Annotated in this window: 16 protein-coding genes; 1 reads left to right on the plus strand and 15 read right to left on the minus strand. The window is 71.3% G+C overall.

The window, feature by feature from the left end:
• The first annotated feature begins 26 nt into the window (after positions 1-26).
• Entirely contained in the window at positions 27-476 is a 450-nt protein-coding gene (locus ACFFXY_RS13690) for a hypothetical protein (protein WP_382351242.1), read from the plus strand.
• 54 nt (positions 477-530) lie between these two features.
• Here the strand turns inward: ACFFXY_RS13690 and ACFFXY_RS13695 are convergent, their stop codons facing one another.
• The 15 genes from ACFFXY_RS13695 to proS form a co-directional block, all read right to left on the minus strand.
• Positions 531-1,268 carry a sirohydrochlorin chelatase gene (locus ACFFXY_RS13695; protein WP_382351245.1) on the minus strand — a complete coding sequence of 246 codons (738 nt, stop codon included), beginning with the start codon at positions 1,266-1,268 and terminating at the stop codon, positions 531-533.
• Positions 1,261-1,971 carry a phosphoadenylyl-sulfate reductase gene (locus tag ACFFXY_RS13700; RefSeq protein ID WP_382351248.1) on the minus strand — a complete coding sequence of 237 codons (711 nt, stop codon included), beginning with the start codon at positions 1,969-1,971 and terminating at the stop codon, positions 1,261-1,263. Before ACFFXY_RS13700 ends, ACFFXY_RS13695 begins: the two co-directional genes overlap by 8 nt.
• 278 nt (positions 1,972-2,249) lie before the next feature.
• Positions 2,250-3,923, minus strand: coding sequence for a nitrite/sulfite reductase (locus ACFFXY_RS13705; RefSeq protein ID WP_382351251.1), 1,674 nt, complete (start codon positions 3,921-3,923; stop codon positions 2,250-2,252).
• A 305-nt stretch (positions 3,924-4,228) separates the two neighbouring features.
• Complete coding sequence (locus ACFFXY_RS13710; protein ID WP_382351253.1) at positions 4,229-5,623, minus strand: choice-of-anchor A family protein; 1,395 nt, start codon at positions 5,621-5,623, stop codon at positions 4,229-4,231.
• 130 nt (positions 5,624-5,753) lie between these two features.
• Entirely contained in the window at positions 5,754-7,232 is a 1,479-nt protein-coding gene (locus tag ACFFXY_RS13715; protein ID WP_382351256.1) for a sensor histidine kinase, read from the minus strand.
• A gap of 42 nt (positions 7,233-7,274) precedes the next feature.
• On the minus strand, positions 7,275-7,577 hold the full coding sequence (locus ACFFXY_RS13720) for a DUF2469 domain-containing protein (protein WP_382351259.1): 303 nt from the start codon (positions 7,575-7,577) through the stop codon (positions 7,275-7,277).
• 111 nt (positions 7,578-7,688) lie between these two features.
• On the minus strand, positions 7,689-8,315 hold the full coding sequence (locus tag ACFFXY_RS13725) for a ribonuclease HII (RefSeq protein ID WP_382351262.1): 627 nt from the start codon (positions 8,313-8,315) through the stop codon (positions 7,689-7,691).
• Between the two features lie 26 nt (positions 8,316-8,341).
• Entirely contained in the window at positions 8,342-9,040 is a 699-nt protein-coding gene (gene lepB / locus ACFFXY_RS13730) for a signal peptidase I (RefSeq protein ID WP_382351265.1), read from the minus strand.
• Positions 9,037-10,212 carry a signal peptidase I gene (gene lepB, locus ACFFXY_RS13735; RefSeq protein WP_382351268.1) on the minus strand — a complete coding sequence of 392 codons (1,176 nt, stop codon included), beginning with the start codon at positions 10,210-10,212 and terminating at the stop codon, positions 9,037-9,039. The genes lepB (ACFFXY_RS13730) and lepB (ACFFXY_RS13735) overlap by 4 nt, the downstream gene beginning before the upstream one ends.
• 78 nt (positions 10,213-10,290) lie before the next feature.
• On the minus strand, positions 10,291-10,641 hold the full coding sequence (gene rplS / locus ACFFXY_RS13740) for a 50S ribosomal protein L19 (RefSeq protein ID WP_359943764.1): 351 nt from the start codon (positions 10,639-10,641) through the stop codon (positions 10,291-10,293).
• A gap of 89 nt (positions 10,642-10,730) precedes the next feature.
• Complete coding sequence (trmD, locus tag ACFFXY_RS13745; protein WP_382351271.1) at positions 10,731-11,501, minus strand: tRNA (guanosine(37)-N1)-methyltransferase TrmD; 771 nt, start codon at positions 11,499-11,501, stop codon at positions 10,731-10,733.
• Positions 11,501-12,013 carry a ribosome maturation factor RimM gene (rimM, locus tag ACFFXY_RS13750; RefSeq protein WP_382351274.1) on the minus strand — a complete coding sequence of 171 codons (513 nt, stop codon included), beginning with the start codon at positions 12,011-12,013 and terminating at the stop codon, positions 11,501-11,503. The genes trmD and rimM overlap by 1 nt, the downstream gene beginning before the upstream one ends.
• A 47-nt stretch (positions 12,014-12,060) precedes the next feature.
• Positions 12,061-12,291, minus strand: a complete 231-nt coding sequence (locus tag ACFFXY_RS13755) for an RNA-binding protein (RefSeq protein WP_026922808.1) — start codon at positions 12,289-12,291, stop codon at positions 12,061-12,063.
• A 3-nt stretch (positions 12,292-12,294) separates the two neighbouring features.
• Positions 12,295-12,795, minus strand: coding sequence for a 30S ribosomal protein S16 (rpsP, locus tag ACFFXY_RS13760; protein WP_382351278.1), 501 nt, complete (start codon positions 12,793-12,795; stop codon positions 12,295-12,297).
• A 161-nt stretch (positions 12,796-12,956) separates the two neighbouring features.
• Positions 12,957-14,363, minus strand: a complete 1,407-nt coding sequence (gene proS, locus ACFFXY_RS13765) for a proline--tRNA ligase (RefSeq protein WP_382351281.1) — start codon at positions 14,361-14,363, stop codon at positions 12,957-12,959.
• Positions 14,364-14,508 lie beyond the last annotated feature (145 nt).

Below are 14,508 nucleotides of genomic sequence, written 5' to 3' on the forward strand. Positions count from 1 at the left end.
AGCGTAGCCCGGGATACGGTTGGCGTGTGAACGAAACCGACGCCGACATGGGCGCGGTCACCGAAAGCCACGGTGACAGCGCACGTCCGTGGACCCTGACCGCAGCCGCCGGCGTGTTCTGGCTCCTCGCAACGGGACTCGTCGCGGCCGGGGCCTGGGGCCTGATCGAGATCCTCACCGGCCACGTCGACACCGTGAGCGGGGCCGTCGGCATCGCGCTCATGGCGTGGCTCGCGGCGCTGTACTACTGGTTCATCGGGCGCCGGCTCCTCCAGCGCCGCGACATCGTCGCGCAGGCGGTGTTCCAGGCGCTCCTGTGGCTGCCGGTCGGGTACTACCTGCGCGAGGCCGCGCACCCGGTGATCGGGGTCGCGGCGTGGGCCCTGGCGGCGGTGATGCTGGCGCTGGTGCTGTGCGGCCCGAGCCGCCGGGCCGTGGGCTTCGGCGAGCACCGGCCGTTCAGCGAAGGCGAATAGCCGGGCTTGAACCGGCGACCGCTTGGACCACAACCAAGCGTTCTACCGGCTGAGCTACGCTTCCGCGGCGCGTTTGGCGATGAGGTCGAGCAGTTCCGGTGCGGGGCCCAGAGGTTCACCCGTGTGGACGACGCCCGCGTCGCGTGCCGAGGCGAGCGCGGCGTCGCACAGGACGCCGGGGGCGATGAAGTAGCAGACGGCCGCGACGCGCTGGGCGCCTTGGGCCTTCAGCGCGGCGACGGTGTCGGCCGGGCGGGGGCCGGGGCCCGAGGCGAAGCCGGGGCCGGCGGGGACGCCGAGGAGGCGGCCCGCTTCCTCCGCGACCGCGGCGACGTGCGCGCGGCCCGCGTCGACGCGGGTGCCCGCGGCGCACACCACGAGCCCGTCGACGCCGTAGGGCAGGTCGCGGATCAGGGCGTGCGCGAGGGACGGGTCCCCCACCGGGCGGGCGACGGCGACCGCGAGCCCCGGGCGGGACGCCTCGGCGCGCTTGGCGACCTCGGGGAGGTCGGTGCGGGAGTGGTAGGCGTCGGTGAGCAGCAGCGGGAGCGCCACGGCCGCGCTCTCGCCGGTGTCGGCGATGGTGTGCAGGACCTCCACCGGGTGCGGCTCGTTGAACTCCAGGAAGCCGACGTCGGCTCCGGCCGCCCGCGCGATGGCGCGGACGGCCTCCGGGGAGCGCGGGTCGGGGCTGCCGTGGGCGACCAGGACGATCGGGCGCGGCGGTCCCGAGGGCGCCGGTCCCGCCGCGGCCCCGGCCGCGGCGGGGTCCGGCGCCGGGCGGTCAGACATGCAGTCCGCACTCGGTCTTGTCGAACGCGGCCCAGCGGCCCGCGCGCGGGTCCTCGCCGGGCGCGGTGCGGCGGGTGCACGGCCAGCAGCCGATGGATCGGAAACCGTCCTTGAGCAGCGGGTTCACCGGGATGTTGTACCGCTCGATGTACGCCTCCTGGTCGGCCTCGGTCCACTTCGCGATCGGGGAGACCTTGACCTTGCGGCGCGAGAGGTCGAAGTCGACGACCTTCGTGTTCGCGCGGGTCGGGCCCTCGTCGCGGCGCAGGCCGGTGGCCCAGCCGTCGTAGTCGGCGAGGGCCGCGTTGAGCGGCAGGACCTTGCGGAGGGAGCAGCACTCGTCGGGAGCGCGGGAGAACAGGCGCGGGCCGAACTCGGCGTCCTGGGACAGGACGCTCTGGTCGGGCTGGATCGAGCGCACGTTGACGTCCATGGTCGAGGCGACGAAGTCGCGGACCGCGAGGGTCTCCGGGAAGTGCAGGCCGGTGTCGAGGAAGACCACGTCGATGCCGGGGGCGACCTCGCTGGCGAGGTGGACCACGGCGGCGTCGGCCATCGAGGAGGTCACACAGAAGCGCTCGCCGAACTCGCCGACCGCCCACTCGACGATCTGGTGGGCCGTGGCGTCTTCGAGGCGCTCACCCGCCGCCATGGCGAGGTCACGGAGTTCGAATGGGTCTCTCTCTATCCCGTTGCTGCTCATGCTGCTTCACTCCGATCGGGGTGTTCGCTCCGGCGCGGGGCCGTGAGTCTCTGCGGGCGCGGAGCGCCCTCGTTGTCGGGTGGGGGCGGGTGACGGGTGGGAAGGCGGCGCGATGATCGGCGCGGCCGCCATCCCGTGGTATTTGACGGCGAAGACGCGGGTGCAGTCCGCGCAGTGCCATCCGCCCTTGATGTCGACGTCGCTGTCGTCATCGGGCGCGTAGGGCCTGAGGTCTTCCTCCCCGCAGTACGGGCAGTGGTAGGGGACGACGCGGCCGCTCACTGGAGGTCCGTCTCCTCCGCGCGGTGGACCCACTGCGCGAAGGTCTCGCCCTCGGTGCGGCCCGCGAGGTAGCGGCGGGTGACGCGCTCGACGTAGTCGCCGAGGTCCTCGGAGGCGACCTTGAGGCCGCGGGACTTGCGGCCCAGGCTCGCCGCGGCGGCATGGCCGCCGCCGAGGTGGACCTGGAAGCCCTCGACCTGCCGGCCGTCCTTGACGACGAGCTGGCCCTTGAGGCCGATGTCGGCGGTCTGGGTGCGCGCGCACGCGTTCGGGCAGCCGTTGACGTGGACCGACACGGGCGTGTCGAGCTCGGGGACGCGCTTCTCCAGTTCGGCGACGAGGTCGCGGGCGCGGTCCTTGGTGTCCACGATCGCGAGCTTGCAGAACTGGATGCCGGTGCAGGCCATGGTGGACCGGCGCCACGGCGACGGGTTCGCCTCCAGGCCGATCGCGCGCAGGTCCTCGACGGCCTCGTCCACCTTGTCGGCGGGGATGTCGAGGAGCAGGAGCTTCTGGAGCGGCGTGGCGCGCACGCGGTCGGAGCCGTACTTCTCGGCGATGTCGGCGAGCTGGCCGAGCATCGTCCCGGAGACGCGGCCGACGACCGGCGCGAGGCCGATGAAGTACTTGCCGTCGTTCTGCCGGTGGACCCCGATGTGGTCGAGGAGCTTCTCGGGGACCGGGGGCTGCTCCAGGTCGGGGAGCTTGCGGCCCAGGTACGCGTCGGATTCGAGGACCTCGCGGAACTTCTCGGCGCCCCAGTCCTTGACGAGGAACTTCAGGCGCGCGCGGGTGCGCAGGCGCCGGTAGCCCCAGTCGCGGAAGATCTTGACGACGTTGACCCACACGTCCACGATGTCGTCCTGCGAGACCCAGGTGCCCAGGCGCTGCGCGAACATCGGGTTCGTGGAGAGGCCGCCGCCGACGTACAGGTCGAAGCCCGGTCCCAGCTCGGGGTGGTGGGCGCCGACGAGCGAGATGTCGTTGGTCTCGTAGGGGCTGTCGGGGAGCCAGCCGATCGTGGACTTGAACTTGCGCGGCAGGTTCGAGAGGCTGCGGTCGCCGATGAAGCGGTCGTAGATCTCCTGGATCTGCGGCGTGGCGTCGATGACCTCATCCACGGCGACGCCCGCGACCGGGGAGCCGAGGATGACGCGCGGGCAGTCGCCGCAGGCCTCCTGCGTGTCGAGGCCGACCGCTTCGAGGCGGCGCCAGATCTCGGGGACGTCCTCGACGCGGATCCAGTGGTACTGGACGTTCTCGCGGTCGGTGACGTCGGCCGTGTCGCGCCCGAACTCCTTGGAGATGTCGGCGACGGTGCGCAGCTGCGCCAGGTTGAGCTGGCCGCCGTCCATGCGCACGCGCATCATGAAGTACTTGTCGTCCAGCTCCTCTTCTTCGAGGATGCCGGTCTTGCCGCCCGCGATGCCGGGCTTGCGCTGCGTGTACAGGCCCCACCAGCGGAAGCGCCCGCGCAGGTCGGCCGGGTCGATCGAGTCGAAGCCGCCGTGCGAGTAGATGGTCTCGATGCGCTGCCGCACGTTCAGCGGGTTGTCGTCCTTTTTGGACTGCTCGTTCTTGTTGAGCGGCTCCCGGTGGCCCATGGCCCATTGGCCCTGGCCTTTGGGGCGGGACGGTTTGCGCGTTGGCGTTGGCACGGTACTCCTCATCGCGGACACAGGTGTGGCGTGGTTCGTCGGCGGAAAGCCGGAAGGAATTAAGCGCGCATCAGACAAGCGGCGCTGAACACACGGCAGAAGTCGACGTGGCGGCGTGCCACCAGTCGGAGCCCGTGTGCGCGAGACATGCCTAGAAGCATGACACAGGTTCCCGTCCACTGCACTCGACGTCCCGCTCCCTGGACAGCAGGTCACATGAGCGTGACACGCGTATGGCCGGGCCCCGTGGTCGCGGGGCCCGGCCGTACCGGTGTGCGGGACGGTTGTTACACCTCGCGCGCGTCACCGCCGGGCGGTCACTCCTCGGCGGTGCGGCGGCTCGCAGCGAACGCGACGATGGCGCCGACCGCGGCGAGCGCCGCGCCCACGCCGAGCGGCAGGGCGAGACGCGCGCCGGTCCCGGCGAGGCCGCCGGGCCCGCCGCTGGTCACGAGGGTCGCGGGCTCGCTCGTGGCGGTCCCGGTCGAGGGCCCCTCGCTGGTGCCTCCGGTGGTCGGGCCGTCGGTGGTCGGTTCGTCGGTCGTGGGCCCGTCCGTGGACGGCTCCTCGGTCGTCGGGCCGTCCGTGGTGGCGTCGTCGGTGGTCGGCACGTCGGTGCTGTTGACCGGGACCGTGGAGGGGTTGTCGTCCTCGCACTCGGGCAGGTCGCCGTCGAACGGGTAGGCGTGGAGCTCCTGCCCGGAGCCGCCCTGAGAGCTGGAGCCGTGGACGAGGTTCCCGGTGAGGAGCATGCGGCCGTTGGTGCCCGACATGGTGACCTCGGTGGTGGACGACTGCTCCCCGGCGAGCACGGAGCCCTGGAACTGGGTGGTGCCGCGCAGGTTCACCTCCGCGGCGTCGGGGAAGTTCCACAGCAGGCGCGAGCGGTACTGGACTTCCGGCCCGGAGTTGACGTTCAGCGTGCGGGCGTCGCCGTAGAGGTTGACGAGGATCGTCGCGCCCGCCGGAATGCCCGCGAAGCGCAGCGCCTGCTGGCCGCCGGTGCCCGAGACGAGGTCGGCGTCGACGGCGAAGACCTGGAGCGAGGAAGTGCCGTCACCGGTGAACACGGTCTCGTAGCCGAGGTTCTGGACGGTGCCGGTGGTGGTGCGCCGGACGCCGTCCCTGGGGTAGGCGTAGCAGTGGCTGGCGGCCGAGAGGTCGTCGCGCAGGCCGTCGTAGGGGTCGACCGCGGCCGCGTCGGTGACGGCGTCCGGATTCACCTCGCCCGTCGCGGTCCCGGCCACGCGGACGACGCCCGAGTGCGAGCCCTCCTCCGCGAGGAGCCGCTGCCCGGAGGCGACGCTCAGGTCCCCGCCCACAGCGAGGTAGTCGGAGCCGTCCGGCGGGGGCACGCGGGAGCCGACCCCGGCGATGCCCACGTTGTACGCCGCGCCGCCGCCGCTCTTGGCCTGGTCGAAGTCGCCGAGGACCACGTTGCGGCCCTCGGACTCGGCGGCCGTGCCGCGCACGTGGAAGTACCCGCCGACGAAGACGTTCACGGAGTCGTCGTAGCCGATGACGCCGCCGTTGTTGTTGTCGTCGGGGTACTCGTCAGGGCAGTCGAGTCCGGCGCACGGGCCGATGTCGCCGGGCAACGGCGCGGCCAGCGCGCCGGGGACGGCGAGCATGTACGCGGCGCCCGCGACGAAGACCGCGGCGGCGGTGACGGCCGCCCGCAGCGCGACGGGGCGCGATCGGGTCGCGGGCATGGCGTCCTCCAGTCCACAGTGGCGACTACTGGGACTGTTGTAGCAGGTTCAGGGCCCGAACCCGGGGAGAACGCCGGGTGCTCCTACTGGAGTGCGCCGTGCCGACCGCTTCGCCCGTCCGGCTCCTTCGTCACTGGAGGGCGAAGTCCACGACCGCCTCGGTGCCGCCTTCGGCGCGCGGGCGCATGTCGATGGTGCCGCGCAGCTCGCCCGTGACGAGCGTGTGGACGATCTGGAGGCCCAGGCGGGTCGAGTCGGCGATGCGGAAGCCCTCGGGGAGGCCCTTGCCGTGGTCGGAGACGGTGACGCGGAAGTGGTCGCCGTCGCGCTCGACGCCGATGACGACCTCGCCGTCCTGGCCGGGCGGGTAGGCGTGCTCGACCGCGTTCTGGATGAGCTCGTTGACGACCATGACCAGCGGCGTCGCGTACTCGGAGGGCAGGACCCCGAAGGTGCCCTCGCGGCGCAGCGTCACCTTCGACTCGGCCACGGAGACCTCGACGGCCATGGAGGCGACGCGGTCGACGATCTGGTCGAAGCCCACGGACTCGTCCGAGGACTGCGAGAGCGTCTCGTGGACGAGCGCGATCGAGGCGACGCGGCGCACCGACTCCTCCAGGGACAGGCGGGCCTGCGGCGAGCCGACGCGGCGGGCCTGGAGGCGCAGGAGCGCGGCCACGGTCTGGAGGTTGTTCTTGACGCGGTGGTGGATCTCGCGGATCGTGGCGTCCTTGGTGACCAGCTCGCGGTCGAGGCGGCGGACCTCGGTGATGTCGCGGACGAGGACGAGCGCGCCCGCGGCCTTGCCGCCGGGGCGCAGCGGCAGCGCGCGCATGAGGACCGTGGCCCCGCGGGCCTCGATCTCCTTGCGCCGCGGCGTGCCCCCGGCGAGCGCGTCGGCGATGCGGCGCGCGGCGTCGGCGCCCGCATCGGGGCTGGAGGGGAGGCTGCGGGTGAGCTCGGCGAGGTCGCGGTCGCGCAGGTGGCCGGTGACGCCCATGCGGCGGTATGCGGACAGCGCGTTCGGGGAGGCGTAGCGGACGAGGCCGTCGGCGCCGATGCGGACCAGGCCGTCGCCGATGCGGGGGGCGGTGGTCGGCTCGCCGGGCAGCAGGGGGGGCGGGAAGCCGCCGTCGGTGAGCATCTGCACCAGGTAGTCGGCGGTCTTGAGGTAGTTGAGTTCCAGGTGGGAGGGGCTGCGGGTGTCCGAGAGGTTGGTGTCGCGGGCGGCCACGGCGATGACCTGGCTGCGGTCGCGGCGGCGCACCGGGATGGCCTCGTGGCGGGCGGCGACGTCGCCGCGCCAGACCGGGTCGCCCTCGCGGAAGATGCGGCCCTCGGTGTACGCGACGCTCAGGTGCTTCGCGTCCTCGCCTTCGAGGAGGCGCCCGACCTGGTCCTCCTCGTACGCGGTGGGGCCGGTCGTGGGCCGGACCTGGGCGAGGCACACGTACCGGCCCGGGTGGTCCTTGACGGCGCCCCAGAGGAGGAAGTCGGCGAAGGAGAGGTCGGCGAGGAGCTGCCATTCGGCGACGAGCCGTTGCAGGTGGGCCGCGGAGTTCGACGTGAGGTCGGTGTGCGCGCTGATCACATCACGGAGTGTGGACACCGGACCAATGGTAGCGGCGGGCCGCGGGGCGCGGCCCGTCCTCTACGGCAGGGTCATGTCGGGCTTGTCGAGCTCCTCGACGTTGACGTCCTTGAAGGTCAGGACCCGGACGTGCTTCACGAAGCGGGCGGGGCGGTACATGTCCCAGACCCACGCGTCGCTCATCTCGACCTCGAAGTAGGTCTCGGCCTCGGCCCCGCGCACGTTGACCTCGACCGCGTTTGCCAGGTAGAACCGCCGCTCGGTCTCGACGACGTAGGTGAACTGCCGCACGATGTCCCGGTACTCCCGGTACAGCTGCAACTCCATGTCGGTCTCGTACTTTTCGAGGTCCTCGGCGCTCAACGCTCCTCCTTCAATGCGACGGTAACCACGATAGTGCGCGCATGCCCCGCCGCGGACGCGGCTTGCCTTGCAAGCCCCGGATTCACGCCGGGCGGACCCGGTCGGCCGGGTTCAGGCGGGGGCGGGTACGGCGAGCGCGGCGACGTTGGCGTACGAGAAGCGGTGCTCGTCGCAGGGGCCGAAGCGGCGCATGGCCTCCTCGTGCGCGGGCGTCCCGTATCCCTTGTGGACTGCAAAGCCGTATTCGGGGCGGCGGGCGTCGAGCTCGGCCATGATCCGGTCCCGGGTCACCTTCGCGACCACGCCCGCGGCGGCCACGCACGCGGCCGTGCGGTCGCCCTTGACGACTCCGAGGCTCCCGGGCAGACCCGGGACGGGGAAGCCGTCGGTGAGCGTGTACCCGGGCCGCTCGGGCAGGCGCGCCACGGCGACGCGCATGCCCTCCAGGTTGCAGACGCCGACGCCGCGCCGGTCGATCTCGCGCGGCGTGTAGCTGACGACGGCGATGAGCGCCCGGGAGCGGTGGAGCCGCTCGAAGACGCGCTCGCGCGCGGCCTCGGTGAGCAGCTTCGAGTCGTTCAGCTCCTCCAGTCGCGCGCTCGGCGGCAGGATCACCGCCGCGACCACCAGGGGCCCGGCGCACGCGCCGCGGCCGGCCTCGTCGGTCCCGGCGACCGGCCCGAGGCCGCGCCGGGTCAGGGCGGCCTCCAGCGCGTACAGGTCGCCGTCGCGCCGCATCCGGGAAGGGGCCGGGCGGAGCACGGTCAGGAGGGGTCCGGGACGTCGTCGAAGGTCTCCGGGATGGAGAACCAGTTGAAGTCGCCGAAGGGCCAGAACAGGACGAACGCCTTGCCGATCACGGCGTCGACCTCGATGGTGGAGGCGTCGACGTTCCCGCCGGTGCGGATGAACCGCTCGCGCGAGTCGCCCGAGGCCGAGCGGTGGTCGCCCATGACCCACAGGCGCCCCTCGGGGACGACCACGTCGAACGGGTCCTGCGAGGGCGGGTCCTGCTCGCCGGTGACCGGGTTGGTGAACAGGTACGAGTCCTCTTCGAGGGCGACCCCGTTGACGGTGATCCGCCCCTGGTCGTCGCAGCACACGATGTGGTCGCCGCCGACGGCGATGACCCGCTTGATGAACTCGTCCTCCTCCATGACCGACCGCCACGACTCGGGCGCGGTGAAGACGATGATCTCGCCGCGCTCGGGTTCGGAGAAGTCGTACACGAGCTTGTTGACGAGCACCCGGTCGTTGATCTGGAGGGTGTTCTCCATCGAGCCGGACGGGATGTAGTAGGTCTGGACGACCCACGTGCGCACCACGATCGCCACCAGGATGGCCACGCCGAGGAGGATGGGCAGTTCCTTCCAGAACGACCCCTTCTTCTTCGGCTGCTGCTTGTCGGAGGTCTCCTCGGCGCCCTCGCCGTCGGCGCCGGGCGCCTGCCCTTCTTCGATCACGGTGCGAGTCTACGCGCTCGCGCTCCGACGGCAGGGGCGGTGGTCGCGGTGGCGGGCAACGAAGGCGGTGCGTGCCAGGCGGTGCCCCACGCCGCCGGGAGGCCGTCCCCGGCGGTGGCCGAGGCGGACTGGGCCCCTTCGGTTCCGGTGGTCCCGTCGAGCGCGTCGAACGAGTCGGGGATCTCCAGTTCGGTGGCCCGGTCGGTGGGCCACACCAGGGCGATGGCCCGGCCGATGATGTTCTCCACCGGGACCGGGCCCTGGCACCGCGAGTCCTTCGAGTTGCCGCGGTGGTCCCCCATCACCCACACCTCCCCCTCGGGGACGGTGACCTGGTCGAAGCGGCGCGAATGGCACGTGCCGGGCTCGGGTTCGACGGGCGCGTTGTCGTACACGTACTCGTCCTCGTGGAGCGAGACCCCGTTGACGACGACGTTCCCGTCGGCGTCGCAGCACATGACGGTGTCGCCGCCGACGCCGATGACGCGCTTGATGAAGTCCTTCTCGTCGGGCTCGGCGAGGCCGATGAGGTCGAGGACGCCGGTGGTGATGTCGTCGAGGACGCCGCCGTCGCCGCCCGCGGGCCGGTACTCGGGGTCCCAGGAGTCGGTGCCGCGGAAGACGACCACCTCGCCGCGCTGGGGGGTGCGCAGCGTCGTGGTGAGCTTGAGGACGAGGACCTTGTCCCCCTCCTGGAGGGTCTGCTCCATCGAGCCGGACGGGATGTAGAAGGGCTGCACAGCGAACGTGCGCAACAGGACCGCCGCGGAGAACGCGACGACGAGCAGCAGCGGCAGCTCGATCCACAGCGACAGGTACTGGCGCTTGTGCGGCTGCGAGAGGCGGGACTCGGACTCCTGCTTCGGCTTCCCGACGGCATCGTGCGCGCCGGACACGACGCGGTGGGAGGCGGAGACCCGGTCGTGCGATCCGGTGACGCGGTCGTGGGAGGCGGAGACCCGGTCGCGCGCGCCGGTCGGTCCCTCCGGGCCGCGGAGGCGCTGGGTGGCGTCGGTGGCGGCCGGGCGGCCCGCGAACGGGACGCCGGGGCGGCCCTGCGGCTTCGCGGGGCCCTTGGGGGGCACGGGGGCGCCGGGCCCGCCGGGGCCGGGGAGGCGGCTCCAGTCGATGCGGCGGGGTCCCTTCGCCCCGTCGGAGGAACCGGGACTCATGCGGTGAGCGTAGCGGAGAACACGGGAAATGGAAAAACCCCGGGCGGGTGCCCGGGGCCTTCCGACGACGCGTGAGGATCAGACCTCGCGGCGCTCCTTGATCTTGGTCGCGGCCTTGCCCTTGCGCTCGCGCAGGTAGTAGAGCTTGGCGCGGCGGACCTTGCCGCGCATGGCGATCTCGATCGAGTCGACCATGGGGCCGTGCACCGGGAAGGTGCGCTCGACGCCGATGCCGTAGGAGATCTTGCGGACCGTGAAGGTCTCGCCGAGACCGCCGCCGTGGCGGCGGATCACGACGCCCTGGAACACCTGGACACGGGACCGGTTGCCTTCCTGGATCCGGACGTTGACCTTGACGGTGTCGCCGGGACGGAAGTCCGGCACGTCGGCGCGCATGGAGGCGGCGTTCAGCTCATCCAGAATGTTCATTGGTTTCAACCCTCGTTGACGAAGAAGTTCAGAAGTTCCGATCCGGGAGAGGTACCGCTTGAACGGGCGGGACGTCACGGGGAACCGTCTTACTCTGCCACACCCTGCTCCGGGGCGGCGAGCCCGGCTCCTTCGAGGAGGACCCGGTCACGTTTGTCGAGGCTACCCGGGTCGAGCCGTTCCAGCAAATCCGGGCGGGCCCGCGCGGTGCGAAGGAGCGCCTGCTCACGGCGCCACCGGTCGACCTTGCCGTGGTCCCCCGAGAGGAGGACGGGCGGGACCTCGTGGCCGCGCCACTCGGCGGGCCGCGTGTAGGCGGGGGCTTCGAGGAGGCCCGCGTTGTGCGACTCGTCGTCCAGGGACGCGGCGTTGCCGAGGACCCCGGGGACCAGGCGCGCCACGGCCTCGACGATCGCGAGGACCGCGACCTCGCCGCCGAAGAGCACGTAGTCGCCGATGGAGACCTCGGTGACCTCCATCGACTCGGACGCGTACTCGACGACCCGCTGGTCGATGCCCTCGTAGCGGCCGCAGGCGAACATGAGCCACGGCTCGGCCGCCAGCTCGTGCGCCATCGCCTGCGTGAAGGGCCTGCCCGCGGGACTGGTGACGAGCAGGCGCGGCTTCTCCTCGCCCGGCACGAGCTCGTCGAGGCACTCGCCCCACGGCTGCGGCTTCATGACCATCCCGGCGCCGCCGCCCGCGGGGGCGCCGTCCACCGAGTGGTGCACGTCGTGGGTCCAGCGGCGCAGGTCGTGGACGTTCAGGTCGAGCAGGCCCCGCTCGCGGGCGCGCCCGATGAGCGAGAGGTCGAGGGGGGCGAGGTACTCGGGGAAGACGGTGACGACGTCGATCTTCACTACAGCTCCAGCAGGCCCGGGGGCAGGTCCACGGTGATGACCTCGGCCTCGAAGTCGATCTCGGTGACCATCTCGGCGACGAACGGGATGCGCGCCGGGTGGGTGCCGGGCCGCCGGACCACGAGGGTCTCGTGGCCCGCGCCGTGCTCGACGCGCGCGACGGTGCCGACCTCGGCGCCGTCGGCCTCCACGACCTTGAGCCCTTCGAGGTCGTCGTCCCGGAACTCGTCGTCGGCGAGGTCGTCCTCGTCCACGTCGACCGAGAGCAGCACGCCGCGCAGCAGCTCGGCCTCGGTGCGGCCGGGCACGCCCTCGAAGCCGACCATGGGCCGGCCCTGGTGCCAGCGCACCGTGACGGCCTTCAGGGGGCCGTTCTTGGTGGCGTACTCGACGCCGGGCTGGAACCGGGCTTCGGGATCGTCGGTGCGGACCTCCACGACGAGTTCGCCGCGCAGCCCGTGGGGGCGCACGATCCGGCCGACCACGACCTCTGCCATTGCTTGCCTCTCCATGCAGCACGACAGCCCCGAGGCGAACCCCGGGGCTGTCGTGTCAGGACTCAGTAGGAATCGACGACCTCGACGCGGATGCCGCGACCGCCGATCGAGCCGATGACCTGCCGCAGCGCGTTGACGGTGCGGCCGCCGCGGCCGATCACCGTGCCCAGGTCGTCCGGGTTGACCCGGACTTCCAGGCGCTTGCCGCGACGCGAGTCGACCAGACGGACACGGACATCGTCAGGGTGATCGACGATGCCTTTCACAAGGTGTTCAAGCGCTGGTCGCAGCACGGTCTACTCCCCTTTTTCGTCGGACGCCTCGGCGGCCTCCGCCTTGACCTCTTCAGTCTTAGCGGATTCGTCGGCCTTCTCGGCGGACTTCTTGGACTTCGACGCGGGCTTCGTGTCGCCGGCCTTGGCGGCCTCCTCCGACACGTACGCCTTCGACGGGTCGATACCGGACTCCTTGAGGGCCGCCACGTACAGCGACTCCTTCTCGGGCTTCGGCTCGGCGACCTTCAGCGGTCCCGGCTCGGGCAGGCCCTTGAAGCGCTGCCAGTCGCCGGTCTTGCGGAGGATGGCCTTGACCTGGTCGGTCGGCTGGGCGCCGACGGAGAGCCAGTGCTGGACGCGGTCGGACTTGACCTCGATCCGGGACGGGTTCTCCTTCGGGTGGTAGATCCCGACGTTCTCAATGACCTTGCCGTCTCGCTTGACCCGCGAGTCGGCGATGACGATGCGGTACTGGGGAGTACGGATCTTCCCCATGCGCGTGAGGCGAATCTTCACTGCCACGTTCTTGTTACTCCTGTAATAAGGATCACGCAGCGCGCACGCCTTCCAGGGGAATCACTCCGGATTGCGTTCGCACTGAAACCTGGCTTTGCGTCACGGTTGTTGAGAGGGCACCCGTCCCAAAGCTCATGTACAGCGACCGAGTCTAGCGCACGGGTCGATCAGTACGACCGGGCGAGGTAGGCGATGAGACCGGGTTCATCCAGGGAGTCCGGAACGGAGCCGTCCTCGCGTTGCAGGACCCGCACGGTGACCGAGGATTCGGCGGCCTTGCGCTCCCCCTCGACGCCGCAGGCGTCCCAGGGCAGGCGGGCGTAGCCGGTCTGGGCGGCCTCGACGGCCTCCTCGACGGTGGCCGCGTCGGCGGTGTGCGACTCCCGGAACTCCAGGGCCTCGTTCCACAGCTGCTCCTGCGCGCCCTGGAGCGCGGCGGCGACGGCCTCGGCGAGCATCCCGAGCGGGATCGTCTGCTTGGAGCCCTCGACGCGCGAGACCACGGTGGCCTCGCCGTTCTTGAGGTCGCGGGGGCCGATCTCGATGCGGACCGGGTAGCCCTTGAGCTCGGCGTCCACGGCGCGGCGGCCGAAGGCCACGTCGGCGCGGTCGTCGAGGCGCACGCGCAGGCCGTCGCCCTTGAGCTCGTCGAAGACCTTGCGCGCGGCGGTCTGGACCTCGTCGGTGTCCTTGACGGCCATGACGCAGACCTGGACGGGCGCGAGGTTCGGGGGCACGCGCAGCCCCGCGTCGTCGCCGTGGCCCATGATGAGCCCGCCGATCATGCGGGTGGAGGTGCCCCAGGAGGTGGTCCAGCCGTGGGCCTGCTTGCCGTCCTTGCCCTGGAACTGGATGTCGAAGGCCTTCGCGAAGTTCTGGCCCAGCTCGTGGGAGGTGCCCATCTGGAGGGCCTTGCCGTCGCGCATGAGCGACTCGACGGCGAACGTGTTCAGGGCCCCGGCGAAGCGCTCGGCCTCGGTCTTGATGCCGCGCAGCACGGGCAGCGCGAGCACGTTCTCCATGAAGTCGGCGTAGACCTCGTGGAGGATGCGCAGCGTGAACGCGTGGGCGTCCTCATAGGAGTCGTGGACGGTGTGGCCCTCCTGCCACAGGAACTCCGAGGAGCGCAGGAACAGGCGGGTGCGCAGCTCGTAGCGCATGACGTTGCACCACTGGTTGAGCAGCAGGGGCAGGTCGCGGTAGGAGTTCACCCACTTCGCCATGTACTCGCCGATGACGGTCTCGGAGGTGGGGCGGATCGCGAGCTTCTCTTCGAGCTCCTTGCCGCCGCCGTGCGTGACCATCCACAGCTCGGGCGCGAAGCCCTCGACGTGGTCGGCCTCGCGGGTGAAGTAGGACTCGGGGATGAGCAGGGGGAACGAGGCGTTCTCCGTGCCGGTCTCCTTGATGCGGGCGTCCATCTCGGCCGTCATGCGCTCCCACAGGGCGAAGCCGGTCGGACGGATCACCTGCGAGCCGCGCGCCGGCCCGTTCTCTGCCAGCTGGGCCTTGGCGATGACGTCCTGGTACCAGCGAGGGAAGTCCTCGCCCTGCGGTGTGAGTACATTGGCCATAATCAGGGATTCTACGGGCCGGGCCCCGCCCGGCCGCAATCGGATTCCGCCGCCGCGGCATCGGTCGGACGGCCGATGGGGCGATTGCGAAATCCCGGTCCTTCGGCCCTGATACAGGACGGCGAACGTCGCATAAGCTGTCGAC

Source organism: Glycomyces mayteni (assembly GCF_042428885.1).
Lineage (GTDB): Bacteria > Actinomycetota > Actinomycetes > Mycobacteriales > Micromonosporaceae > Glycomyces > Glycomyces mayteni.